This window comes from Glycomyces niveus, from assembly GCF_017592475.1.
Taxonomy (GTDB): domain Bacteria; phylum Actinomycetota; class Actinomycetes; order Mycobacteriales; family Micromonosporaceae; genus Glycomyces; species Glycomyces niveus.
Map to the genome: position 1 here is coordinate 404,124 of NZ_JAGFNP010000004.1, position 24,615 is coordinate 428,738.

Sequence of the window (24,615 nt, forward strand, 5' to 3'; positions counted from 1 at the left end):
GCTACTTCACCCGCAGGTTCTCGAGGTAGCTCTCGAAGTTGCGGCGGGATTCGGGGACGGAGTCGCCGCCGAACTTCTCCAGGGCCGCTTCGGCGAGGACGTAGGCGACCATGTGCTCGGCGACGACGGCCCCGGCGGGGACCGCGCAGACGTCGGAGCGCTGGTTGATCGCCTCCGCGGGTTCGCCGGTGACGGTGTCGATGGTGCGCAGCGGGCGGGTCAGCGACGAGATGGGCTTGAGCATCGCGGAGACGCGGAGCGGCTGGCCGGTGGTGATGCCGCCTTCGAGGCCGCCGGCGCGGTCGGTGAGGCGCTGGACGCCGCCGGGGCCGGGGACGATCTCGTCGTGGGCGGAGGAGCCGCGGACGGCGGCCTGCATGAGGCCGTCGCCGATCTCGACGGCCTTGACCGACTGGATCGACATGAGGGCGGTGGCCAGGCGCGCGTCGAGCTTGCGGTCCCATTGGACGTGGGAGCCGAGCCCGGGCGGGAGGCCGTAGGCGAGGACTTCGACGACGCCGCCGAGGGTGTCGGCGTCCTTCTTGGCGGCGTCGACCTCGGCGATCATGCGGGCGGAGGCCTCGGGGTCCATGCAGCGCAGCGGGTCGGCGTCGACGGCGGCGAAGTCGTCCGGGGTCGGCACGAGGCCTTCCTTGGCGCGGACGGGGCCGAGGGCCTTGACGTGGGAGACGATCTCGATGCCGAAGGCCTGCTTGAGGAAGGCCTTGGCGGCGGTGCCGCCGGCGACGCGGGCGGCGGTCTCGCGGGCCGAGGCGCGCTCGAGGATCGGGCGGGCGTCGTCGTGGTCGTACTTCTGCATGCCGGCGAGGTCGGCGTGGCCGGGGCGCGGGCGGGTGAGCCGGGCGTTGCGGGCGATGCCTTCGAGCTCGGCCGGGTCGACCGGGTCGGCGGCCATGACGGTCTCCCACTTGGGCCACTCGGAGTTGCCGACGCGGATGGCGACCGGCGAGCCGAGGGTGCGGCCGTGGCGGACGCCCCCGATGAAGCTGACGGCGTCGGCCTCGAACTTCATGCGCGCGCCGCGGCCGTAACCGAGGCGGCGGCGGGCCAGTTCGGCGGCGACCGCCCCGGTGGTCAGCTCGATCCCGGCGGGCAGGCCGTCGAGGGTGACCACGAGTTCGGGTCCGTGAGATTCTCCAGCTGTCATCCATCGCAACACGCTTCAAGTCTGCCACCCGGCCGGATGTGATCCGGCACCTGGTGGAAAGCGTGTCTCAGGGGGTGGGCACGAGGTGGGGCCGCCCTCGCGGTGCGGGAGCGGCCTGGCGATCGGGTCGCTATTTCGCGTCGAAGGCCTTGCCGAAGTCGACGAGGACGACCTTGTGGTCGCCCACGACCTCGGCGTCGTGGCCCGGCGGGATGTCGAAGGCGTCGCCGGCGTTGATGTCCTTGTCGGTGCCGTCGTTCATGTGGACCTGCAGGTGCCCCTCGATGCAGTAGCCGAGGTGGTGGACCTGGCACGAGTCGGTGCCCGCGATCGGTTTGACGTCGTTCGACCAGCGCCAGCCCTTGTCGAACTCGGAGAGTTCGACGGGCCTGCCGTCGATCATGACCGTGTCCCGGTGGCCGTGGCCGCTGAGGTCCATGGTCTCGTCGGGCTGTTTGAAGCTCTTGACTGCCAGCTGATGCATGGCGTTCACCCCCAGGGTCGAGTCTATGGCCGAATCGGGAGTCGTATTCACGTTTCGGCGGTGCCCCATCACCTGGGCAAGGGCTTGCCTTGACGGTCGCGCACGGTCCTCGGGGGCGGGCTTCCTGGTACCCGGTGGTTACACTGGTCACTTCGTTCCCAGGTCAACCCCTCAATTACTGGAACTTTCAACAAAGCTGCATAAGGAAGGACGACGGTGCGATGAACCCCCCGCACGCGCGGAGATCCACAGACCGCAGCCCGGCACCGCGGTCTCGCAAACCCACGATGGCCGACGTCGCCGCGGAGGTCGGCGTCTCGCGGGCACTGGTGTCGCTGGTGTTCCGCGGCCAGCCCGGCGCGAGCCCCGACACCCGCGAGCGGGTCTTCGACGCCGCCGCGCGACTCGGCTACAAGCCGGACATGGCCGCGCGGCTGCTCGCCCGCGGCCGCAGCAAGGTCCTCGGCGTGCTCTTCACGGCTCGGAACCCGTACCACGTCGACCTCGTGGAAGCGATCTACCCGGCGGCCGAGGAGCTCGGCTACGACCTGGTGCTGAGCGCGACGGTGCCGACCCGCAACGAGCACAACGCGATCGAGGCGCTCATCGGGCACCGCAGCGAGGCGCTGCTGCTGTGCGGGCCCACGATCCCCGACGCGGACGTGACCGAGCTGGGCACGCGGGTGCCCACCGTGGTGCTCGGGCGCCACATCAAGGACGCGCGGATCGACGTGGTGACTTCCTACGACCGGCCCGGCGCGCGCGAGGTGGTCGACTACCTCGTGGGCCTGGGCCACCGCGACATCGTGCACGTGGACGCGGGCAACCGGCCGGGCGGGCCGGAGCGGCGGCGGGCCTACCGGGACGCGATGCGCGCGCACGGCCTGGCCGACCGCATCCGCGTCATCCCCGGCAACCACTCCCAGGAGGGCGGCTCGGACGCGGCGCGGCTGCTCCTCGAGGAGGACGCGCCGCTGCCGACGGCGGTGTTCGCGGCGAACGACCAGTGCGCGATCGGGCTGCTCGACGTGTTCACGCGGGCCGGGGTGAAGATCCCCGAGCAGGTCTCGATCGTCGGCTACGACGACAGCCACATCGCCGGGCTCAGCCACATCGACCTGACGACGGTGCGCCAGGACGCGCGCCGGCTCGCCCGCCTCGCCGTCGAGGCTGCCGACGAACAACTCAGGGGCGCAAGGGAACCGGGCGTGTGCCTGAAACTGGAGTCGAAACTGGTCGTGCGCGGGACGAGCGGTCCGCCCGCCGCCGCCGAGTGATTGACATTTACATGCTTCGATGACAAGATGGCTGGTGGTATCGCTCCCAATCACTTTGGAAGGCCACTCCCCATGCCGCGAACCGCACTTCGCCGGAGACGCTTCGGCGTCGCCGTCCTGACCGCACTGGCACTCGGGGCCGCCGCGGCGGCCCCCGCCGCCCAGGCCCAGGACGAGGAGCCCACCGACCTCATCACCAACGGCGACTTCGCGTCCGGCACGAACGGCTGGTGGGCCACGGCCAACCTGGCCGGCGCGGTCGCGGACGGCGAGTGGTGCGTGGACGTCCCCGGCGGCACCGCCAACGCCTGGGACGCCATCGTGGGCCAGGACGGCCTGCCGCTGGTCACCGGCGAGACCTACGAGCTGCGCTTCACCGCGCGCGCCTCGTCCGATGTCAGCGTGCGCGCCCTCGTGCAGCGACCGGTCGACCCCTGGCCGACCGCGATCGAGGAGTTCCCGCTGCTCACCGCCGAGGCGCAGGAGTTCAGCTACGCCTTCACCGCCAACGCCGACTGGACCGACGCGCAACTCGCGTTCCAGATCGGCCGCCACGCCGAGCCGTGGCGGTTCTGCCTATCGGAGGTCCAGTTGCTCACCGGAGCCGAACCGCCCGTGTACGAGCCCGATACCGGGCCGCGCGTGCGGGTGAACCAGGTCGGATACCTTGCCGACGCCCCCAAGCGGGCCACCCTCGTCACCGACGCCGCCGACCCCGTCCCGTGGCAGCTCCACGACGCCGCCGGATCACTGGTGGCCCAAGGGAACTCCGCGCCCTACGGCGACGAGCCGACCTCGGGCGAAGCGGTCCACGTGATCGACTTCTCGGGCGCGACCGCCACCGGCGAGGGCTTCACGCTCACCGCCGACGGCGAGACCTCCTACCCGTTCGCGATCGGCGGGAACCCCTACGGCGACATGGCGGTCGACGCGATGTCCTTCTACTACCCGCAGCGCTCGGGCATCGCCATCGACGACGCCATCGCGCCCGGGTACGGCCGCGAGGCCGGGCACGTGGACGTCGCGCCGAACCAGGGCGACGGGGCCGTGCCCTGCGCCGCCGACGCGTGCGACTACACCCTGGACGTGACCGGCGGCTGGTATGACGCGGGCGACCACGGCAAGTACGTCGTCAACGGCGGCATCTCGGTCGCGCAGCTCATGTCCGTGTACGAGCGTGCGCTCCACGCCCCCACCGGCGACGCCAGCCGCCTCGGCGACGGCACCCTGCGCATCCCCGAGCACGGCGACGGCGTCCCCGACGTCCTCGACGAGGCCCGCTGGGAGGTCGAGTTCCTGCTCTCGATGCAGGTGCCCGCGGGCGAGGAGCTGGCGGGCATGGCCCACCACAAGATCCACGACGAGCGCTGGACTGGCCTGCCGCTCATGCCGGCCGACGACCCGCAGCCGCGCTACCTGCAGCCGCCCTCGACCGCCGCGACCCTGAACCTCGCCGCCGCCGCCGCGCAGGCCGCGCGCCTGTTCGCGCCCTATGACGCCGACTTCGCGGCCGAGTGCCTCGAAGCGGCCGAGACCGCCTGGCAGGCCGCGCTCGCGCACCCCGACGTGTACGCCCCGGACACCAGCCCCGACGGCGGCGGCCCCTACGGCGACTCGGACGTGAGCGACGAGTTCTACTGGGCCGCAGCGGAACTGTTCCTCACCACCGGCAAGAAGACCTATGAGGAGTCCGTGCTGGGCTCGAAGCTGCACGACGCCGACACGTTCGGCGCGGGCGCCTTCTACTGGGGCGGCGTGGCCGCCCTCGCCAAGCTCGACCTGGCGCTGGTGCCGAACGCGCTCCCGGGCCGGGACGAGGTGGTCGCGCAGGTCGTGGCCGGGGCCGACGGGTACCTGGAGCTGCAGGCCGCGAGCCCGTGGGACCTCTCCTACGGTTCCAGCGGGACCTTCGACTGGGGTTCGAACAGCGCGGTGCTCAACGAGCTGGTCGTCGTGGCGACCGCCTTCGACCTCACCGGCGACGCGCAGTACCGCGACGGCGTCCTGTCCGGGCTCGACTACCTGTTGGGCCGCAACGCCCTCGGCAACTCCTATGTGACCGGTTACGGCTCGCACGACTCGCACAACATGCACAGCCGCTGGTACGCCAACCAGCTCGACCCGAGCCTGCCGAACCCGCCCGCCGGGACCCTCGCGGGCGGCCCGAACAGCGTCACCTCGACGTGGGACCCGGTCGCGCAGCGCTGGCTGACCGGCTGCGCCCCGCAGCGGTGCTACATCGACGACATCGGGTCATGGGCCACGAACGAGCTGACCATCAACTGGAACGCGCCGCTCGCGCAGATCGCGAACTTCGCCGCCGAGCAGGCCGGTTCGGTCACGGCCTCGCCGTCGTGCGAAGTGGAGTACCGCATCAACGGCCAGTGGCCGGGCGGGTTCAACGCGCAGATCCTCGTCACCAACACCGGTGACGCGCCCCTGCGGGACGTCTCGCTGCGGTGGGCGCTGCCCACCGGCCAGTCCATCGTCCACTCCTGGAGCGTGGCGCTGGTGCAGGAGGGCCACACGGTGACCGCCACGGACCTGGCCGACGGCCAGGAACTGAAGCCGGGCCGCACCTTCACGTTCGGGTTCATCGGGAGCAAGGACGCCCGTACCGCGGTCGCGCCCGCCTCGGTGACCTGCTCGGCGGCGTAAGGGAACAGCTCGGGGCGGCCGCCGGACACGGCGGCCGCCCCGAGGTGTGTTCGCGGGCTGGGACCTCACGGCTCGATGTCGATGAGGATCTGGGACTGCGAGTCGCAGCTGCTGTCGACGTCGGTCATGGCGATCACGTCGGGGCTGGTGATGTCGCTCCAGTCCCAGATGAGCCCGACATCGCTGCTCAGGCTGCCGACGCACAGGTCCGACAGGAGGTTGATCCCGCCGACCTCGTGATTCTCGTAGCCGCCCATGGGAGCGGTGGTCTCAGCCGCGATGGCCGGTGCGGCCATCCCCGCCGCCATGACGCCGGCGGCCGCCGCCGCGACCGCGGCCTTTGCGATAAAGCGAATCACTGTCACCTCTCAGTACTCGGTGTATCGTTCTCGACCCTTTTGTACTAGGTCCGCCACGAATATAACCATTGCACCGAGTTCCATAGGGAGATCGGGAAAACGCGCAGAGTTCCCATGGACATTTCACTCGTAAGTGAACTTACCGGTCGCTCACGAAACCGGGTACAGGACGACCCACGGCTCCGCGGCGATGCCCGCCGCGGTCCCGGTGAGCATCGCCGGGCCGTACGGGAAGTCCCGGCGGCCCGTCACCACGACCGCCGCCGCCTGCGCGCCGCCGATCACGATCGTGGCCGCGAGCGCCAGGGCCGCCGCCTCCCAAGAGGCCCAACCGGAGACGAGTCCAAGCAGCCCGGCGAGCTTCACGTCGCCGAAGCCGATCTGGCCGAACGCGCAGCCGATCCCGTAGAGCGCCATACCGATCGCCGCGCAGGCGGCGGCCCGCAGGAGCGTTCCGGGTTCGCCGGTCGCGATGAGCAGCGCCGCGACCAGCGGGTAGGCGGGCAGAATGAGCGCGTCGGGCAGCCGCCGCTGATAGACGTCGATCCACCCCGCCGCCACCCCCGCGGCCGCGACCGTGCCGAGCGCGACCCCGTGCAGCAGTCCGTCGGCGCGCCAGGCGATCAGGAGGGCCGCGGCGAGGCAGACGGCCTTGATCAGGCGCGGGTCGGGATGGCGGTCGGTCGCCAAGGCGACGCAGCGGCCGAGGCCAGGACCCGCGAGGAGGGCGGCCGTGGCCGCGCCGATATAGAGAGCACCGGGGATGAGCACCGTGCGATGCTCGCATCGCGTTGCGGCCGAATACGGGAGCGACGCGGCCGAGTTCGGCCGCGTCGCCCGTGATCTTCGTTTCCCTTGCGCGCCAGAGGACCGGCGGGATGAGCCGGCAACCGCCGCCGCGCTAGCGCTTGGCGGCCGCCTTGCGGCCGTTGCCCGCCTTGGCCCGGCGCGCCGCCGCGCCGTCGCCGTTGCCCTTGCCGTCCAGGCCGAGCAGCGGGCGCAGGTACGCGCCGGTGTGGCTCGCCGCGATCGCCGCGACCTCCTCTGGGGTGCCGGCCGCCACGAGCGTGCCGCCCTTGTCGCCGCCCTCGGGGCCGAGGTCGATGACCCAGTCCGAGCACTTGATGACCTCGAGGTTGTGCTCGATGGTGATCACCGTGTTGCCCTTGTCCACCAGGCCGTCGAGCACCCCGAGGAGCTTGCGCACGTCCTCGAAGTGCAGACCGGTGGTCGGCTCGTCCAGGATGTACACGGTCTTCCCGGTCGATCGCTTCTGCAGCTCGGACGCGAGCTTCACGCGCTGCGCCTCACCGCCGGACAGGGTCGGCGCGGGCTGGCCGAGGCGCACGTAGCCCAGGCCGACGTCGTTGAGCGTCTTCAGGTGCCGGTGGATCGTCTGGATCGGCTCGAAGAACTCCGCGGCCTCCTCGATCGGCATGTCGAGCACGTCCGAGATCGTCTTGCCCCGGTAGTGGACTTTGAGGGTGTCGCGGTTGTAGCGGGCCCCGCCGCACTCCTCGCACGGCACGTACACGTCGGGCAGGAAGTTCATCTCGATCTTCAACGTGCCGTCGCCGCTGCACGCCTCGCAGCGCCCGCCCTTGACGTTGAAGGAGAACCGGCCCGGGCCCCAGCCGCGGACCTTCGCCTCCGGCGTGCCCGAGAACAGCTTGCGGACCTTGTCGAACACGCCGGTGTAGGTGGCCGGGTTCGAGCGCGGCGTGCGCCCGATCGGCGACTGGTCGACGCCCACGACCTTGTCGACCCCGTCGATGCCGGTGATCGTGCGGTGCCGGCCCGCCACGATCTTCGCGCCGTTCACCTCCGCCGCCAGCGTGTTGTACAGGATCTCGTTCACCAGCGTGGACTTGCCCGAGCCGGACACGCCGGTGACCGAGACGAGGCAGCCCATCGGGAACGCCGCGTCGATGCCCTTGAGGTTGTTCTCCCTGGCGCCCTTGACGACCAGCTCACGGCCGTGGTCGGCCGGGCGGCGCTTCTCCGGGACCGGGATGTGCTTGCGGCCGGACACGTAGTCGCCGGTGATGGAGCCCTCGGCGTCCACGAGGCCCTTGACCGGGCCCGAGTAGATGACGTGGCCGCCGTGCTCGCCCGCGCCCGGACCGATGTCGACGATGTGGTCGGCGACGCGGATCGTGTCCTCGTCGTGCTCGACCACGATCAGCGTGTTCCCCAGGTCTCGCAGCCGCTCGAGGGTGGCGATGAGCCGGTTGTTGTCGCGCTGGTGCAGGCCGATCGAGGGCTCGTCGAGCACGTAGAGCACGCCCACGAGCCCGGCGCCGATCTGCGTCGCGAGCCGGATGCGCTGGGCCTCGCCGCCCGACAGGCTGCCGGCCGCGCGCGCGAGCGTCAGGTAGTCGAGGCCGACGTCGAGCAGGAACCGCAGACGGGCCTTGACCTCCTTGACGATCGGCGCGGCGATGATCGAGTCGCGGTTGGAGAGCTTGAGCGCGTCGAAGAACACCGCGCAGTCCGCGACCGAGAGCGTGCACACCTCGTGGATGGACAGGCCCTCCACGGTGACGGCCAGGACCTCGGGCTTGAGCCGGGTGCCCTCGCAGGTCGAGCACGGGATCTCGCGCATGAACTGCTCGTACTTCTCGCGCGTCCACTCCGAGTCGGTCTCGTGGTGGCGGCGCTCGACCCACGGCACGACGCCCTCGAAGCGCGTCTCGTAGGAACGGCGCTGGCCGCGCTTGTTGCGGTAGGAGACCTGCAGGGTCTCGTCGTAGCCGTACAGGACGGCCTTCTGCGCGCGGTCGGGCAGGTCGGCCCAGGGCGTGTCCACGTCGAACCCGACCGCCTCGCCGAGCGCGACGATCTGGAACAGGAAGTAGTCGCCCATGCCGACCGAGGACCAGGGCGCGAGCGCGCCGTCGCGGATGGTCGACTCCTGGTCGCGGATGACGAGCTCGGGGTCGACCTCCTTGCGCACGCCGAGGCCGTGGCACACCGGACAGGCGCCGAAGGGCGCGTTGAAGGAGAAGGTGCGCGGCTCGAGCTCGTCGAGCGAGAGCGGGTGGTCGTTGGGGCAGGCCAGCTTCTCGGAGAAGCGGCGGGTGCGGTTCGGGTCGGCGGCGTCCACGTCGACGAAGTCGAGGACCACGACGCCGTCGGCGAGACCGAGCGCCGACTCCACCGAGTCCGTGACGCGCTGGATCGAGGAGGCCTTGACGGCGAGGCGGTCGATGACCACGTCGATGTCGTGCTTCTCCTGCTTCTTCAGCTTCGGCACGTCGGTGAGGGCGTACACCTCGCCGTCGACGCGGGCGCGGGCGTAGCCCTGCTGCTGGAGGTCGGCGAAGAGCTCGACGAACTCGCCCTTGCGCTTGCGCACGACCGGGGCCAGGACCTGGAAGCGGGTGCCCTCGGGCATCGCCATGATCTGGTCGGTGATCTGCTGCGGCGACTGGCTGACGATCGGCTCGCCGCACTGCGGGCAGTGCGGGACGCCGACGCGGGCGTACAGGAGCCGCAGGTAGTCGTAGATCTCGGTGATCGTGCCCACCGTCGACCGCGGGTTGCGGGAGGTGGACTTCTGGTCGATCGACACCGCCGGGGACAGCCCCTCGATGAAGTCGACGTCGGGCTTGTCCATCTGGCCGAGGAACTGGCGGGCGTAGGCCGAGAGCGATTCGACGTAGCGGCGCTGGCCCTCCGCGAAGATCGTGTCGAAGGCCAGGGAGGACTTGCCGGAACCGGACAGGCCGGTGAAGACGATGAGCGAGTCCCGGGGAAGGTCGAGGTCGACGTCCTTGAGGTTGTGCTCGCGTGCCCCGCGCACGACGATCGTGCCGGATGCGTGGGTCTTGTTGTCGATCTGAAGGTGCTCGTTGGCCACGGTGGGAATCTAACGTTCGGGTCCGACAGTTCTGGGAGGCCCGCTGTTCGAAGCGGGGCCGCCCTACGAGGCTACTCCCCCGCGTAGTGCCGTTTCACCCGCAGATGTGACCTTCAACTCACCCGTGCGGCAGGCGAAAGCGGGTCCGGTCGGCGACCGGACCCGCCCCGCTGGCAGGAAGGAAGTCTGCGATTCAGTCGAACCGGTACAGGTCGTAGTCGTCCATGATCCCGATGAGCTTGTCCGAGTACTCCGGGTCGGTCGCGTAGCCGGCCTTGTGGATCTCCTGGGCGAAGCGTTTCGCGTCGTCCGCGTGGTCCATGGCCGTGGCGTACCGCGACCAGTTCGACAGCAGGTCGCCGTGGTCGCGGTAGGAGTCGGCGACGTTCGCGTAGGCGCGGAACGTGGCGTCCATGTCGAAGCAGCCGCCGGTGGGGCTGCACTCGAAGGTGGCGTAGTCGCGGCAGCCGATGGCGTGGTCGCCGGGCGAGCCGAAGCACTTCATGCCGAACAGGTTGTGGTCCTCGCGGGCCAGGGCGCCCTTGCCCCAGCCGGTCTCGAGGATCGCCTGCGCGATCGTCACCGAGGCGGGCACGCCGGTGGCCCGGTCGCTGGCCTGCGCGGCGGGCGCGTGCGCGCTGATGAACCCGGCGGTGCCGCCGCGCGGCACGGAGGGCGGGTCCTGGCCGCACCAGGGCAGCCACGGCTCGCCCGCGCTCCATTTGATGTAGGCGGCGGACACGAAGCGCTTGTCGCCGATGCGGTACCAGGCCCCGGTCTTGCGGGCGGTGCCGTCGACCTCCTGGCCCCACACCTGGCACTGAACGCTGATGCCGGTGCCGTTGGGGTAGGTGCCCTGCCTGCCGGCGGTGGAGTTCGCGGCGGCGCGGATGTTGAGCTCGCCGCCCCTGGTGCTGACGGCGGCGTTGGTCGGCGCCTTGCTGGCGGCGGAGCACCAGGGCACGGCCTGCGCGGGCGACCAGGTGACGTACGCGTCCGAGATCCAGCGGTCCTTGCCGATGCGCAGCCACGTCGCGGTGGTGCGGACGGTACCGCTGATCTCCTCGCCGCGGACCATGCAGAGCACCTCGGGGTTCGCGCCCTTGGCGAGGGTCCCGGCGGTCTTCTGGTCGGTGGCCGGGCCGGTGCGGACGTTGAGCGTGCCGCCGTCGGTGGTGACGATCGCACCGGTGATCTTGGCCTGTCCGGGCAGCGCGCCGGCGAGGATCGCCCCGGCGGCGAGCGCGAGAACCATAACGAATCGGATGGCTATATGGAATACGCCCATAGACGGCAGCTTAGGCAAGGAGGGATTTTCTGTCATAGGAAAGGCCTAATGTGAACAACCCTCGGCCCAGTGGCGGGATTTCTGGTGTCCGCGATCACCAGGGTTGACGCCAGGTCCGTCTCGTGCTTAAGCGACAATGGTCGTCGTGTCTACACGCTCTGATCTGCGCAACATCGCCATCGTCGCCCACGTCGACCACGGCAAGACCACGCTCGTCGACGCCATGCTCAAGCAGGCGGGCGCCTTCCGCGAGGGCGCGGCCGTCGACGACCGCGTCATGGACTCGGGTGACCTGGAACGCGAGAAGGGCATCACGATCCTCGCGAAGAACACCGCGGTCCACTACACCAACCCGGCCGACGGCTCCGAGATGGTCATCAACATCATCGACACGCCCGGCCACGCCGACTTCGGCGGCGAGGTCGAGCGTGGTCTGTCCATGGTGGACGCCGTGGTGCTGCTGGTCGACGCCTCGGAGGGCCCGCTCCCGCAGACCCGCTTCGTGCTCCGCAAGGCGCTCTCCGCGCGCCTGCCGGTCATCTTGTGCATCAACAAGACCGACCGCCCGGACGCCCGCATCGACGAGGTCGTCAACGAGACCTACGACCTGTTCCTGGACCTGGACGCCGACGAGGACCAGATCGAGTTCCCGATCGTCTACGCCTGCGCCCGCGACGGCGTCGCCTCGCTGAACAAGCCCAAGGACGGCACCGTCCCTGAGGACTCCGACAGCCTCAAGCCGTTCTTCGACACCATCATCGAGCACGTGCCCGCGCCCGAGTACGACGAGGCGAAGCCGCTCCAGGCCCACGTCACCAACCTCGACGCCGACAACTTCCTCGGCCGCATCGCGCTGTGCCGCGTCATGGAGGGCGAGCTGCGCAAGGGCCAGACCGTCACCTGGATCAAGCGCGACGGCACCCAGCAGAACGTGCGCATCACCGAGCTGATGATGACCGAGGCGCTGACCCGCAAGCCCGCCGAGAAGGCCGGCCCCGGCGACATCTGCGCCATCGCGGGCATCCCGGACATCATGATCGGCGAGACCCTCGCCGACCCGGAGAACCCGGTCGCCCTGCCGCTCATCACGGTCGACGAGCCGGCGATCTCGATGACCATCGGCACCAACACCTCGCCGCTGGTCGGCAAGGGCGGCAAGGGCCACAAGGTCACCGCGCGCCTGGTGAAGGACCGCCTCGACCGCGAACTGGTCGGCAACGTCTCGCTCCGCGTCCTCCCGACCGAGCGCCCCGACGCCTGGGAGGTGCAGGGCCGCGGCGAGCTGGCCCTGGCGATCCTGGTCGAGCAGATGCGCCGCGAGGGCTTCGAGCTCACCGTCGGCAAGCCCGAGGTCGTCACCAAGGAGATCGACGGCAAGACCCACGAGCCGGTCGAGCGCCTGACCATCGACTCCCCCGAGGAGCACCTGGGCGCGATCACCCAGCTGATGGCGACCCGCAAGGGCCGCATGGAGACCATGACGAACCACGGTTCGGGCTGGATCCGCATGGAGTGGCTGGTGCCCTCCCGCGGCCTCATCGGCTTCCGCACCGAGTTCCTGACGCAGACCCGCGGCACCGGCATCGCGCACTCGATCTACGAGAAGCACGAGCCGTGGTTCGGGAAGCTGCAGACGCGCAACAACGGCTCGCTCGTGGCCGACCGCGCCGGGGCCGTCACCGCCTTCGCGATGATCAACCTGCAGGAGCGCGGCACGCTGTTCGTCGGCCCGACCACCGAGGTGTACGAGGGCATGATCGTCGGCGAGAACTCGCGCTCGGACGACATGGACGTGAACATCACCAAGGAGAAGAAGCTCACCAACATGCGCGCCGCCTCGGCGGACTCGACCGAGAACGTGGTCCCGCCGCGCGCGCTGTCGCTGGAGCAGTCCCTGGAGTTCTGCCGCGAGGACGAGTGCGTGGAGATCACCCCGGACACCGTCCGCATCCGCAAGGTCGTGCTCGACCAGAAGGAGCGCGGCCGCACCGCCTCCAAGGCCAAGCACGGCAAGTAGGCCCTGAACGCGAGAGCGGGCCCGACCTTCCGGTCGGGCCCGCTCTTTCGCCCCCTAGTCGTCGTCGCGCTTGTTCCGCTCCGCCAGGAAGTGCTCGAAGGCCTCGCCGAGTTCATCGGCGGTCGGCATGCGGCCGTCCTGCAGCATCTCGTCGGCCTCGGCCGCCTCGGCGAACGAGTCGTACTGCTCCTCGAGGGTCTTCACCACGTCGGCGACCTCGTCGGACTCGGCGACCTGCTCGGCGATGTCCGAGTCCACTTGGGCGCGTTCGACTTCCAGGTCCTCGTCCGAGGGCAGGTCGAGGCCGGTGGCCTCGCGGATGCCCTCGAGGAGACGGATCGTGGCGGCCGGGTACGTCATCTGCATGACGTAGTGCGGCACGTGGACCGAGAGCCCGATCGCGTCCCGGCCGGACTCCCCGAGGCGGTACTCCAGCAGCCCCGCGGCGTTGCCCGGGACCGTGACCTCGTTGAACACCGGGCGGTTGTCGAAGACGAGCTCGGGCCGGGTGGCGTGCACGGTCATGCCGAGCGGCCGGGTGTGCGGCACTCCCATCGGGATGCCCTGGAAGCCCAGCGTGAGCGGCACGTGCCAATGCTCCACCAGGTCCTCCACCGAGTCCACGAAGCGTTCCCACGCGAAGTCGGGCTCAGGGCCCGTCATGAGCAGGAACGGCTTGTCCGAGGCGTCACGCATCAGGTACACGACCAGCTGCGGGGCCTCGAAGTCGGACCAGCGGTCGATCGAGAACGTGAGGTTGGGCCGCCGGGACCGGTAGTCGATGAGCTGGTCGACGTCGAACGACGCGACCGGGGTGTGCTCGCAGGTCTTGAACAGGTGGTCCACCACCCCGCGACCCGCTTGGCCTGCGTCCATGAACCCGTCGAGGAAGTGCAGCAGCACCGCTCCCCGCGCGTCGGCCGGCTCCGCCAGGACCTCGCACAGTGCCCAAGGGTCAACGTTCAAAACAATCGGCTCCTTCTTCCTTGACGCCTTCGATGCTAACGCCCGGCGCCCGCCTCCGATTCCCCCTCGTGCAGAAGTTCGGAGCGGCGTCACCCCCGCGCCCGCCGCCCCGCACCGCCGCGCTCAGCCCCAGACGTCGAACGCCGGCGCGGGCTCGGTCGCGGGGCGAACCCCGAAGTAGCCCAAGGCGAACTCGTTGATCTCCTTGAACGCCTCACCGGTGGTCGTACCGCCGCCACCGCCCCCGGGGACGTAGACGCTCACGGCCACCACGTACTGCGGGTCCTCGGCGGGGGCGAATCCCACAAACGAGGTCACGTTGCCCGGCGCGTACTCGCCGTCGACCACGAGCCCGCCGGTGCCGGTCTTGCCCGCGAGGTGGTAGTTCTCCAGCTGCGCGCTCCGGCCGGTGCCGGTCTCGGCCGCGATCGGGGCCTGCAGCAGGTACTGCAGGCTCTCGGCGGTCTCCTGCGAGACCACGCGGTGCGTGGCCGGCTCGGGCTGCTCCACCACGGTGCCGTCGGCCTCGATCTTGTGGTCGATGAGGGTGGGCTGGACGTACACGCCGTCGTTGGCGATCGCGCCGTAGAGCGCGGCCATCTGCATGATCGTCGCGGTGCCCTCGTGGCCGATCGGGACCGAACCGTACGAGGTCCCGGACCAGTTCTGCGGCTCCTGCAGGATGCCTCCCGCCTCGCCCTCGATGCCCACGCCCGTGGGCCTGCCGAGGCCGAAGGCCAGCTGGTACTCGTACAGCTTCTCCTTGCCGATGCAGTCGGCGAGCTGGATCGTGCCCACGTTGGACGACTGCGCGATGATCCCGGCCAGGCTCAGCACGGCGTCGCCGTGCTCGTAGCCGTCCTTGTAGACGGTGTCGCCCTTGGTGATCGTCTGCTCGACGGGCATGGTGCCGTCCGGCTTGATGCAGCCCTCTTCAAGGGCCGCGGCGAAGACGATCGCCTTGTGGATCGAACCGGGGTCCACAGTAGCCTGCGTGGCGTAGTCGCGGTACGCCTCCGGGTCGTCCACGTCGAACGGGTTGGCCGCGTCGTAGGTCGGGGTCGAGGCCATAGCCAGCATCTCGCCCGAGCCGACCTCCATCACCAGCGCGGAGCCGAACTCGGCGTCGTGCTCCTTCACCGTGTCCTGCAGGATGTTCTGCACCTGGAACTGGAGCTTGTCGTCGAGGGTGAGCTGGAGGTCGTTGCCCGGCACCGCCTCCTCCTCGCGGTAGAACGCGCCGGGGATGGGCTGGCCGGACTGGCTGCGCTCGTAGGAGACCTCGCCGTCCTCGCCGGAGAGCCAGTCGTCGTAGGTGGCCTCGAGGCCGCCGAGGCCGTTGCCCTCGCCGCCGGTGAAGCCGATGACGTTGGCGGCCAGGTCGTGTCCGGGCACGACGCGGCGCTCGTCCTCGCCGATGATGAGGCCGGGGTTCTCGAACTCGCGGATCTCGTCGCCGATGGCGAGGTCGACGCCGCGCTGGAGGTACGCGAAGCGGATCGGGTCGCCCTGGGCGGTCTCCTTGGTGGCGATGATCGGCTCGAGGTCGGAGGCGGGACGGCCCAGGAGCGAGGTGAGCCTCGCGGCGAGTTCCGCCGGGTCGCCCTTGACCATGCCGGGGTCGACGGCGATGTAGTTGGCCTCGATGGAGTAGGCGAGGCGGTTGCCGTTGCGGTCGAGGATCGCGCCGCGCTCGGCGGGGAGCGGCTCGGTGGTGAGGCGCTGGTTGAGCGCCTCGGCCGCGTAGGCGGCGGAGTCGGTGACCTGGAGCTGCACGAGCCGCGCGCCGGAGACGATGAGCAGGATCATGACGAAGGCAGCGGCCATCCGCAGGCGCCGCCGGGGGTTGCCGATGCGGGGGAGGCTCGCCTGCGGCCGGACCTCGATGGGGCCGGTGGCGCGGACGCGGGTGCCGCCGCGGCGCGGCGGGTTGATCGGGCCGGTGCGGCGGGTCGGGCCGGGGCGTACGGTGCCGGTGCGGCGCACCGGTTCCGAGCGGACCGTGCCGGTGCGCCGGGGTTCGGCCTCGGGCTTGCGGGGCTCGGTGACGGTGCCGGTCTCGCGCTGGCGGCGCTCGCGGGAGCGGGCCGCGGCCTCGCGGCGCCTGCGCGCCGCGAGGTCGTCGGTCTCGTGCTGCTGTGCGGTCCGGTTGCGCTCGCGGCGCGCGGCCTCGCGGTCGCGCGCCCCGTTCTCGCGGGCCCGGTTGTCCTCGGCCCCGTCGGCCGCCTCGCGGACGGTGCGCCCGCGAGGCGTGTAGCGGCGGGCTCGACTGATCGAGGAGGGGTCGCGCCGCCGCCGGGGGTCGGATTCGGTCATCGAGGTCCTTACTCCTTGTTCCAGGGCACCTCGACGGTCTCGCCGCCGGGCAGGTACAGGAAGGTCACCTTGTCCGGGTGGACCATGCCGTAGAGGTCGGCCTGGGCCTGGAGGTTGACCGGCGTGTCCAGGTTCGCGAGCTCGTCCTCGAGGGCCTGCTCGGTCTGGTCGAGCTCGCCCGCCTGGGTGCGCAGCTCCTGCAGCCGGTAGGCGTCCTCGTTGATGACCGTGTTGAGCACGAGCAGGCCGAAGATGCCGGCGACGACCAGCGCGAGGATGCCGCCGACGAACGCCGGGCGCGGCACCTCGACCGGCTCGGGCGCGGGCGCGGGCCTGGTCTCCGTGCGGGTGCGCGGGATGACGACGGTCTCGCGCTGCGGCGCGGCCGGGGTCTCGACGGGCGGCGCCTCGACCGGCGCGGTCGCGGGCTGGACGGCGAGGTTCCCCTCGAACACAGGCGCGGCGGATTCATCGGCGTCGCCGACGAGGCCCCGGCGCCGCGAGGACGCGGCGCGGGCCCGGCGGCGGGCGGCCTTGATGATCTCGTCGGGGTCGGCTTGCGCGCGACGGTACTGGTCGCTCATGGTGCGCCTCCTGCTCCTGTGGACGGTGCGATGCGTTCCGCGGCGCGGAGCCGGGCGGGCGCCGCGCGCGGATTGCGGTCGAGTTCGGTCTGTGTCGGTTGCTGGGCCTTCTTCGTAAGGAGTCGAAAGGTGGGTTCGGTTCCGGGGAGGTCGACGGGCAGGCCCGCCGGGCTGGTGGAGGTGGCCCGCTTCGCGAGCTCCTGCTTGGTGATGCGGTCTTCGAGCGAGTGGTAGGAGAGGACGACGACGCGGCCGCCGGGGGCCATCACGTCGAGCGCGGCGGGCAGCGCGCGCTCCCAGGTGTCGAGCTCGCCGTTGACCTCGATCCGCAGGGCCTGGAAGGTGCGCTTGGCGGGGTTGCCGCCGGTGCGCTTGCCCGCCTGGGGGATCGCGTCCTTGACGAGCTCGGCGAGTTCGCTGCTGGAAGTGATGCGGGCCTTCTCACGGGCCTTGACGATCGCGGAGACGACGCGGGTGGCGAACTTCTCCTCGCCGTACTCGCGGAGGATGCGCACGAGCTCCCCGGGCTGGTACGTGTTCACGACGATCTCGGCGGTGAGCTCGTCGTCGGGGTTCATGCGCATGTCGAGCGGCGCGTCCTGGCTGTACGCGAAGCCGCGCTCGCGCTGGTCGAGCTGCATCGAGGAGACGCCGAGGTCGAACAGGACGGCGTCGAGCCTGTCGAAGCCGTTGTCCTCCAGGACCTCCGGGATCGCGTCGTAGACGGCGCGGGCCGGGATGAAGCGGTCGCCGAAACCGGCGAGGCGCTTGGAGGCGAGTTCGAGGGCGTTGGGGTCGCGGTCGACGCCGATGACCGTGAGGCCGGGGTGGGCGGTCAGCATGGCCTCGCTGTGGCCCCCGGCTCCGAGGGTCGCGTCGACGTACACCGCGCCGGGGCGCGAGGCGGCGGGCGCCAGGTACTCGAGCACTTCGTCGAGCATGACGGGGATGTGCGGCGCGTTCATTCCGCTCACCTCCTTCTCTACAGTCCTTCGGGCAGGTCGCCCTCTTCGATGTCGGCGAAGGCCTCTTCGGAGGCCTCCAGGTACTCGTCCCAGGTGGGGGTGTTCCATATCTCGACGCGGTTGGACGCGCCGATGACGGTGAGTTCGCGGTCGAGGCCGGCGTACTCGCGCAGCCGCGGCGGGATGGTGACGCGGCCCTGCTTGTCGGGGACCTCGTCGTGGGCGGAGGCGAAGAAGACGCGGCTGTAGGCGCGGGCGGTCTTGCTCGACATGGGCGCCTGCTGGAGCGATTCGGCGATGCGCGTGAACTCCGCTTCGGGGAACACGTAGAGGCAGCGCTCCTGTCCCTTGGTGATCACGATGCCTTCCGCCAGTCCTTCCCTGAATTTCGCGGGGAGGATGACGCGGCCCTTGTCGTCCAGGCGCGGGTTGTGGGTGCCGAGGAACATCGGCGCCACCCCCCGTGACTCTCAGGCTGCGCGGCCGCTCCGACCGCGTCGATGGGGTGATGGCCCCACCATTGCGCCCCACCTTACTCCACTCTCCCCCACCATTGGGGGTTGTTTCCGCGTGGCATTCGTGGTGGACGTGGCGTATGGGCTGGTCAGGATTGGTGGAGGGGGGTGGAGTGACGAGTGCGCAACACGTGACCTGGAATATGAATTTCGTTCACGGTTCACTCGCGCGGGTGGGTTGGGGCCCTTGGGATCCGCATCCGCGCGACGGGACGGACACGGAGAGCCAGGGACGCGGGCACGGTGCGCGGCGGCGCGGTCACTGTGGAGTGACCGGTGGCGGGGAGTGGAGGGCGGCGCCGCTGCCAGGTGCGCCGGGGGCATCGGCGTTCGTCGCTGCCTCGCGTTGCCCCGTCCGCTCCACCTCACGCTCGGCCGCCACTCATCACGCGTTCCGGTGCGCATGTGACAAACTCTTCTGCATAGTCACCGGTTCCGATCAAGCCGAAAGCGAGCCTGCATGAGCGCGAATCTGACCCCACGCGCGAAATTCGCCACCACGCTGCTGCGGACCGCGGCGGCGCTCTCGCGGGCGACGGGCCGCGGCGACGGCTCGGTGATCGGCGGGCGCGTCGGGTTGATCGTCGAACCGAGGCTGCTGGAGCTGCTGGCCGAAGGCCGCCACGTCGTGCTCATCTCGGGCACGAACGGCAAGACGACGACGACCCGGTTCACGACGGCGGCGATCGAGGCGATCGGGAAGGTCGCGACCAACTCGTTCGGCGCGAACATGCCGACCGGGCACACCACGGCGCTCGCGAAGGCCCCCAAAGCCGAGTACGCGGCGCTCGAGTGCGACGAGCACTACCTGGGCCAGCTACTCGACGCGGCGAGCCCCAAAGTCGTCGCGCTGCTGAACCTCTCGCGCGACCAGCTGGACCGGGCCATGGAGGTCACCGCGCTGGCGGCGAAGTGGCGCCAGACCCTGCAGACCTCCGCGGGCCAGTCGACGATCGTGGCGAACGCGGACGACCCGCTCATCGTGTGGGCCGCCTCGGTCTGCCAGCGCGTCGTGTGGGTCGCGGCGGGCCAATCGTGGACGGCGGACTCGGCGATCTGCCCGAACTGCGGTTCGCACCTCGACCGGTTCGGCGAGTTCTGGCGGTGCACGAACTGCGGCCTGAACCGGCCGAGCCCGCAGTGGTCGGTGGCGCAGGAGGGCGAGGCCGTGGTCGGCCCCGACGGGCGCCGCTACGAGCTGAACCTCCAGCTCCCGGGCCGGGTGAACCGCGCGAACGCGGCCACGGCGCTGGCCGTGGCGAGCCTGTTCGGGGTGGACCCGGCGCAGGCGGCGCCCCGGCTCTCGGAGGTCGCCTCGGTGGCCGGCCGGTACGCGAAGGTCGAGCGGGAGGGCCGCCAGCTGCGGCTGCTGCTGGCGAAGAACCCCGCGGGCTGGCTCGAGTCGTTCGACATGATCGAGCCGCACCCGCCGGTGGTCCTGTCGCTGAACGCGCGCGAGGTGGACGGGTTCGACACGTCGTGGATCTACGACGTCGACTTCACGTCGCTGGCGGGCCGCAAGGTCGTGGTGACCGGCGACCGCCGCACGGACCTGGCGGTGCGCCTGGAGGTCGACGGGGTCGACTTCATCGTGGTGGACGACATCAGGGCCGCGATCGCGGCGGTGCCGCCGGGGCCGGTGGAGGTCGTCGCGAACTACACGGCGTTCCAGGACATCCGCGCCGAATTCAACCGGGTCAACTAGCGAGAGAGAGCGTCCCACCGTGGCCATGAGCACTTTGCGCATCGTCTGGCTCTACCCCGACCTGCTGTCGACCTACGGCGACCGGGGCAACCTGCTGGTGCTCGCGCACCGCGCCCGCGCGCGCGGCATCGACGTGGAGCCCATGCAGGTCCGCAGCGACCAGCGGGTCCCGCACACCGCGGACATGTACCTCATCGGCGGCGGCGAGGACGGCCCGCAGGCGGTGGCCGCCGACCGGCTGCTGCAGGACGGCGCGCTGAACCGGGCCGCCGAGGCGGGCAAGCCGATCCTGGCGATCTGCGCCGGGTACCAGCTCCTGGGCTCGTCGTTCTACGCCAACGGCCGCGCCTACGAGGGCCTGAACATCCTCGACCTGCGTTCGGACCGAGGCCCGTCGCGGGCCGTCGGCGAGATCGCCGGCGACGCGGCGCCGCAGCTGGGGATCGGGCAGATCACCGGGTTCGAGAACCACGGCGGCCGCACCCACCTGGGCGAGGCGGTGCAGCCGCTCGCGCGCGTGACGGCGGGCATCGGCAACGACGGCACCACCGAGGGCGCCTGGGCGGGGCACGTGATCGGCACGTACATGCACGGCCCGGGCCTGGCCCGCAACCCGCGCCTGGCGGACCTGCTGCTGGCGTGGGCGGTCGGCGTGGACCCGTCGCAGCTCCCGCCGATCGACGACACGTGGCCGGAGCGGCTGCGCGCCGAGCGGTTCGGGGCGCTGGCGGCCGCGCAGTAGACCGGCCCCCGGGGAACGCGCATCGCGCTCGCATTTAGGCTGGCGAAACCACCCAGATGCGGTTAGTTTTGTCAGGCAACTAACTGCCCCTTCGGGCGCGGCGCCCCGGCCGCGCCTGTGCGATGCGCGCGAGGAGAACCCCATGGACTGGCCCAAAGGCGTCAGCGGACTGAGCTACGGCGGCGACTACAACCCCGAGCAGTGGCCCGAAGAGGTCTGGGACGACGACGTCATGCTCATGCGCGAGGCGGGTGTGAACCTCGTCAGCGTCGGCGTCTTCTCCTGGGCCAGGCTCGAACCGCGCCAAGGCGAGTACGACTTCGACTGGCTCGACACCGTGCTCGGGAAGCTCCACGACGGCGGCATCGGCGTCAACCTCGCCACCCCGACCGCCTCCCCGCCGCCGTGGTTCACCCTCGCCCACCCCGGCGCGCTCAACACCCGCCCCGACGGCGTCCGGCAGGTGCACGGCTCCCGCGACACCTACGACATCTGCGCGCCCGCCTACCGCGAGGCCTCGCGGACGATCGCCGCGAAGCTCGCCGAGCGGTACGCCGACCACCCCGCGCTCGCGATGTGGCACGTCCACAACGAGTACGGCTCCGCCACGTTCTCCGCGCACGCCGAGCGGGCCTTCCGCCAATGGCTGCAGACGAAGTACGAGACCCTGGACGCGCTCAACGCCGCGTGGTGGGGCTCGTTCTGGAGCCAGCACTACAGCGACTGGGAGCAGATCCTCGCCCCGCGCGCCACCCAGTACCTCGCCAACCCCGCGCACGAGCTCGACTTCAAGCGCTTCACCTCCGACGCGATGCTCGAGCACTACAAGGAGCAGCGCGACATCCTCAGAGCGGCGAACCCAGACGTCCCGATCACCACGAACTTCGTGTTCGGGCAGTGGGTTCCGGTCGACCACTGGAAATGGGCGTCCGAAGTGGACGTCGTCGCGTTCGACTCCTACCCGTCCGCGCCCGACGAGCGCGCCGAGCAGCAGAGCGCCCTCCACGCCGACCTCTCCCGCTCCTGGGCCGGCGGCGGCGACTGGCTCCTCATGGAGCAGGCCGCCGGCACCCTCCACTCCAAGGACGGCCGGATCGCCAAGGCCCCCGGCCGCATGGCCCGCCACTCCATGATGCACATCAGCCGCGGCTCCAAGGGCGCCATGTTCTTCCAGTGGCGGGCCGGGCGCGGCGGCGCCGAGCAGTGGCACTCCGCGCTCCTCCCCCACGCGGGCAAGAACACCCGCGTCTTCCGCGAGGTCGCCGAACTCGGCAACACCCTCCCCGGGATCGCGCACACCGTCGAGGCGCCCGTCGAGACCGACGTGGCGATCCTCTGGAGCCCCGAATCGTGGTGGGCCACCGGCGGCGGCGCCCACCTGCCCGGCCCCGTCGACTACCTCGAGAACGTCGCCCAGATCCACCGGGTCCTGCGCGACCGCGGCGTCGTCGCCGACTTCGTCGCCCCCGAAGGCGACCTCTCCAAGTACACGACGGTGATCGCCCCCACCACCTACGTCCTGAGCCGGGCCGGCGCCGAGAACCTGCGCTGGTTCACCGCCGGAGGCGGCCGCCTCGTCGCCTCCTACCTCACCGGCGCCGTCGACGAGCACTGCCAGGTCTGGCTCGACGGGTACCTCGGCGGCATGACCGACCTCTTCGGCATCCGCGTCACCGAGCACCTCCCCCAGGCAGCCGGCGAACCCCGCGCCCTGTGGAACTTCGGCGCCGCCGAGCGCTTCTGCGAACTCGTCGAACTCCGCGGCGCCCAGTGCGTCACCCAGTACGCGACCGGCGACGTCATCGAGAACCAGCCCGCCGTCACCGTCAACCCCTTCGGCGAGGGCGAGGCCTGGTACGTCTCCTGCAAACTCGTCGACGACGCCTGGGACCGCCTCTTCGAAGAGCTCAAGCTCTCCGGGCCCGGCCGCCCCGGCCTCGACGTCGTCGACCGCGGCCCCTGGCGGTTCATCATCAACCACACCGACAAGGAAGCCCAGGTCGGACACGTCATCGTCCCCGGCGGCTCATGGGCCGTCGACCGCAAGCCCGAATAGGGAGTTTCGGCCCGCCTCAACGGAGGCGGGCCATACGCTCGACCACATGAGCGAACCCGCGCCCGCCGCACTCAGCAAGAGGGAGCTGTACACCCTCTTCGGCGCGCTCATGCTCACCATGCTCCTGGCCTCCCTCGACCAGACCATCGTCGGCACCGCCCTGCCCACCATCGTGGGCGACCTCAACGGCATGGGCGACTACACGTGGGTCGTCACCGCGTACCTCATCGCCACGACCGCCTCCACCCCGCTGTACGGGAAGCTCTCCGACCTCTACGGCCGCCGGCCGCTCATCCTCGTCGCCATCGCCATCTTCCTGACCGCCTCGGCCCTGGCCGGCCTCTCCCAGACGATGCTGCAGCTCATCATCTTCCGCGGCCTCCAGGGCCTGGGCGGCGGCGGCCTCATCTCCCTCGCGTTCACCGTCGTCTCCGACGTCGTCTCACCCCGCGAACGCGGCAAGTACCAGGGGTTCTTCGGCGCGGTCTTCGGCATCTCCTCCGTCGCCGGGCCCGTCCTCGGCGGCTGGCTCTCCGAAGTCGACTGGCGCTGGATCTTCTACATCAACCTCCCCCTCGGCCTCGCCGCCATGGTCGCCGTCGACCAGGTCCTGCGCCGCCACCGCTTCCCCACCCGGCCGCGCCGCATCGACTACCTCGGCGCGGCCTGCCTCGTCCCCGCCGTCGTATGCCTCCTTCTCGCGGTGACCTGGGGCGGCAACGACTACGCCTGGAACTCCGTGGTGATCCTCGGGCTCTTCGCGGCCGCCGCGGTGCTCACGGCCGTGTTCCTCTACATCGAGACCCGCGCCGAAGAGCCGATCCTGCCGCTGCGCATGTTCAAGCAGGGCACGTTCGCGCTCGCCGCCGTCATCGCGCTCGTCTTCGGCGTCGCCATGTTCTCCGGGATCGTCTACATCCCGCTGTTCTTCCAGATGGTGCGCGGCTACTCGCCCACCGAGTCGGGCCTGCTCATGATCCCGATGATGGCCGGGATGGTCCTCACCTCGGTCTCCTCGGGGTTCGTGATCTCCCGGCTCGGCCGGTACAAGTGGTTCCTCGTCGCCGGGTCGGTCGTCATCACCTCCGGGCTCGCCCTGTTCACGCAGCTGCACGTCGACACGCCGCTGTGGCTCTCCAGCCTCTACCTGCTGGTGCTCGGCATCGGCATGGGCATGTTCATGCAGCCCTTGGTGCTCGCGATGCAGAACATCGTGCGGGTCGAGGACCTCGGCGCGGGCACCAGCACCAGCAACTTCGCCCGCTCCCTCGGCGGCGCGGTCGGCACCGCCGTCCTCGGAGCGGTCATGACCGCGAAGCTCAACGGCGAGCTCGCCGCGAACCTCCCGGCGGCCGTCGCGGAACTGAGCCCGGCCGAGGCCGCCGCCTTCGGCGGCACGGACCTCTCCGCCGTCATGGAATCCCCGACGGTCGTCGCGCACCTGCCCGAGCCGGTGCGGCTCGTCGTGCAGCAGGCCTTCACCGACGGCCTCGACCGCGTCTTCCTCGTCGCCGCCCTCATCGCGGCCGTGACCATCGTCCTCACCCTGTTCATGCCGAACCTGACCCTCCGCGGCGCCGCGCCCGCGCGCGCCGGGGGCGACCCCGACGCGGCGGCCGCCGAGATCCGGGCCGAGACCGCCCCCTGACCGAC

The 24,615-nt window shown here is 70.7% G+C and carries 18 protein-coding genes; 7 read left to right on the forward strand and 11 right to left on the reverse strand.

Annotated elements, in window-relative coordinates; translation table 11 throughout:
• Position 1: 1 nt before the first annotated feature.
• On the reverse strand, positions 2 to 1,180 hold the full coding sequence (gene aroC, locus J5V16_RS10265; RefSeq protein WP_408612401.1) for a chorismate synthase: 1,179 nt from the start codon (positions 1,178 to 1,180) through the stop codon (positions 2 to 4).
• A gap of 118 nt (positions 1,181 to 1,298) precedes the next feature.
• Positions 1,299 to 1,652, reverse strand: coding sequence for a cupin domain-containing protein (locus J5V16_RS10270; protein WP_208496104.1), 354 nt, complete (start codon positions 1,650 to 1,652; stop codon positions 1,299 to 1,301).
• 287 nt (positions 1,653 to 1,939) lie between these two features.
• On the opposite strand from J5V16_RS10270, the gene J5V16_RS10275 reads away from it, so the two are divergent.
• Together J5V16_RS10275 and J5V16_RS10280 are read left to right on the forward strand one after the other, a co-directional pair.
• Positions 1,940 to 2,929 (forward strand): LacI family DNA-binding transcriptional regulator, encoded by a 990-nt coding sequence (locus tag J5V16_RS10275; protein ID WP_208496105.1) that lies wholly within the window; start codon positions 1,940 to 1,942, stop codon positions 2,927 to 2,929.
• Positions 2,930 to 3,001: 72 nt separating this feature from the next.
• Positions 3,002 to 5,587: a glycoside hydrolase family 9 protein gene (locus J5V16_RS10280; RefSeq protein ID WP_208496106.1), complete on the forward strand. Its 2,586-nt coding sequence runs from the start codon at positions 3,002 to 3,004 to the stop codon at positions 5,585 to 5,587.
• Between the two features lie 65 nt (positions 5,588 to 5,652).
• On the opposite strand, the gene J5V16_RS10285 is transcribed toward J5V16_RS10280, so the two are convergent.
• From J5V16_RS10285 to gsmA, 4 genes are all read right to left on the reverse strand, one after another.
• The gene (locus J5V16_RS10285) at positions 5,653 to 5,946 is read right to left on the reverse strand and encodes a hypothetical protein (RefSeq protein ID WP_208496107.1); all 294 of its coding nucleotides are present in this window, start codon (positions 5,944 to 5,946) and stop codon (positions 5,653 to 5,655) included.
• Positions 5,947 to 6,096: 150 nt separating this feature from the next.
• The gene (locus J5V16_RS10290) at positions 6,097 to 6,717 is read right to left on the reverse strand and encodes a prepilin peptidase (protein ID WP_208496109.1); all 621 of its coding nucleotides are present in this window, start codon (positions 6,715 to 6,717) and stop codon (positions 6,097 to 6,099) included.
• Between the two features lie 130 nt (positions 6,718 to 6,847).
• Positions 6,848 to 9,757: an excinuclease ABC subunit UvrA gene (gene uvrA, locus J5V16_RS10295; RefSeq protein ID WP_208496184.1), complete on the reverse strand. Its 2,910-nt coding sequence runs from the start codon at positions 9,755 to 9,757 to the stop codon at positions 6,848 to 6,850.
• Between the two features lie 244 nt (positions 9,758 to 10,001).
• Positions 10,002 to 11,063, reverse strand: coding sequence for a sporangiospore maturation cell wall hydrolase GsmA (gene gsmA, locus J5V16_RS10300; protein ID WP_208496110.1), 1,062 nt, complete (start codon positions 11,061 to 11,063; stop codon positions 10,002 to 10,004).
• A gap of 178 nt (positions 11,064 to 11,241) precedes the next feature.
• Here gsmA and typA point away from each other — a divergent pair, with 178 nt between their 5' ends.
• Positions 11,242 to 13,113, forward strand: a complete 1,872-nt coding sequence (gene typA, locus J5V16_RS10305) for a translational GTPase TypA (protein ID WP_208496112.1) — start codon at positions 11,242 to 11,244, stop codon at positions 13,111 to 13,113.
• A 54-nt stretch (positions 13,114 to 13,167) separates the two neighbouring features.
• Here the strand turns inward: typA and J5V16_RS10310 are convergent, their stop codons facing one another.
• The 5 genes from J5V16_RS10310 to mraZ all read right to left on the reverse strand — a co-directional run bounded on the left by J5V16_RS10310 (position 13,168) and on the right by mraZ (position 18,393).
• Positions 13,168 to 14,079: a proteasome assembly chaperone family protein gene (locus J5V16_RS10310; RefSeq protein WP_243900988.1), complete on the reverse strand. Its 912-nt coding sequence runs from the start codon at positions 14,077 to 14,079 to the stop codon at positions 13,168 to 13,170.
• Positions 14,080 to 14,202: 123 nt separating this feature from the next.
• Positions 14,203 to 16,395 (reverse strand): peptidoglycan D,D-transpeptidase FtsI family protein, encoded by a 2,193-nt coding sequence (locus tag J5V16_RS10315; protein WP_208496114.1) that lies wholly within the window; start codon positions 16,393 to 16,395, stop codon positions 14,203 to 14,205.
• 8 nt (positions 16,396 to 16,403) lie between these two features.
• Positions 16,404 to 16,979: a hypothetical protein gene (locus J5V16_RS10320; RefSeq protein WP_208496116.1), complete on the reverse strand. Its 576-nt coding sequence runs from the start codon at positions 16,977 to 16,979 to the stop codon at positions 16,404 to 16,406.
• Positions 16,976 to 17,944 carry a 16S rRNA (cytosine(1402)-N(4))-methyltransferase RsmH gene (rsmH, locus tag J5V16_RS10325; RefSeq protein WP_208496117.1) on the reverse strand — a complete coding sequence of 323 codons (969 nt, stop codon included), beginning with the start codon at positions 17,942 to 17,944 and terminating at the stop codon, positions 16,976 to 16,978. The genes J5V16_RS10320 and rsmH overlap by 4 nt, the downstream gene beginning before the upstream one ends.
• 17 nt (positions 17,945 to 17,961) lie before the next feature.
• Entirely contained in the window at positions 17,962 to 18,393 is a 432-nt protein-coding gene (gene mraZ, locus J5V16_RS10330; RefSeq protein WP_208496120.1) for a division/cell wall cluster transcriptional repressor MraZ, read from the reverse strand.
• A gap of 526 nt (positions 18,394 to 18,919) precedes the next feature.
• On the opposite strand from mraZ, the gene J5V16_RS10335 reads away from it, so the two are divergent.
• The 4 genes from J5V16_RS10335 to J5V16_RS10350 all read left to right on the forward strand — a co-directional run bounded on the left by J5V16_RS10335 (position 18,920) and on the right by J5V16_RS10350 (position 24,610).
• Positions 18,920 to 20,164, forward strand: a complete 1,245-nt coding sequence (locus J5V16_RS10335) for a Mur ligase family protein (RefSeq protein ID WP_208496121.1) — start codon at positions 18,920 to 18,922, stop codon at positions 20,162 to 20,164.
• Between the two features lie 25 nt (positions 20,165 to 20,189).
• Positions 20,190 to 20,906, forward strand: a complete 717-nt coding sequence (locus J5V16_RS10340) for a type 1 glutamine amidotransferase (RefSeq protein WP_208496123.1) — start codon at positions 20,190 to 20,192, stop codon at positions 20,904 to 20,906.
• Between the two features lie 142 nt (positions 20,907 to 21,048).
• A complete protein-coding gene (locus J5V16_RS10345) occupies positions 21,049 to 22,962 on the forward strand; it encodes a beta-galactosidase (RefSeq protein ID WP_208496125.1) in 1,914 nt (637 codons plus the stop codon).
• 46 nt (positions 22,963 to 23,008) lie between these two features.
• A complete protein-coding gene (locus tag J5V16_RS10350; RefSeq protein WP_208496127.1) occupies positions 23,009 to 24,610 on the forward strand; it encodes an MDR family MFS transporter in 1,602 nt (533 codons plus the stop codon).
• Positions 24,611 to 24,615: the final 5 nt, after the last annotated feature.

Excerpts from the sequence above, each read along its gene's own strand:
- J5V16_RS10270 (WP_208496104.1), bottom strand. The coding sequence starts at position 1,652 with ATGCATCAGCTGGCAGTCAAGAGCTTCAAACAGCCCGACGAGACCATG.
- J5V16_RS10275 (WP_208496105.1), top strand. The coding sequence starts at position 1,940 with ATGGCCGACGTCGCCGCGGAGGTCGGCGTCTCGCGGGCACTGGTGTCG.
- J5V16_RS10280 (WP_208496106.1), top strand. The coding sequence starts at position 3,002 with ATGCCGCGAACCGCACTTCGCCGGAGACGCTTCGGCGTCGCCGTCCTG.
- gsmA (WP_208496110.1), bottom strand. The coding sequence starts at position 11,063 with ATGGTTCTCGCGCTCGCCGCCGGGGCGATCCTCGCCGGCGCGCTGCCC.
- J5V16_RS10315 (WP_208496114.1), bottom strand. The coding sequence starts at position 16,395 with ATGACCGAATCCGACCCCCGGCGGCGGCGCGACCCCTCCTCGATCAGT.
- J5V16_RS10320 (WP_208496116.1), bottom strand. The coding sequence starts at position 16,979 with ATGAGCGACCAGTACCGTCGCGCGCAAGCCGACCCCGACGAGATCATC.
- rsmH (WP_208496117.1), bottom strand. The coding sequence starts at position 17,944 with ATGAACGCGCCGCACATCCCCGTCATGCTCGACGAAGTGCTCGAGTAC.
- mraZ (WP_208496120.1), bottom strand. The coding sequence starts at position 18,393 with ATGTTCCTCGGCACCCACAACCCGCGCCTGGACGACAAGGGCCGCGTC.
- J5V16_RS10335 (WP_208496121.1), top strand. The coding sequence starts at position 18,920 with ATGAGCGCGAATCTGACCCCACGCGCGAAATTCGCCACCACGCTGCTG.
- J5V16_RS10340 (WP_208496123.1), top strand. The coding sequence starts at position 20,190 with ATGAGCACTTTGCGCATCGTCTGGCTCTACCCCGACCTGCTGTCGACC.
- J5V16_RS10345 (WP_208496125.1), top strand. The coding sequence starts at position 21,049 with ATGGACTGGCCCAAAGGCGTCAGCGGACTGAGCTACGGCGGCGACTAC.
- J5V16_RS10350 (WP_208496127.1), top strand. The coding sequence starts at position 23,009 with ATGAGCGAACCCGCGCCCGCCGCACTCAGCAAGAGGGAGCTGTACACC.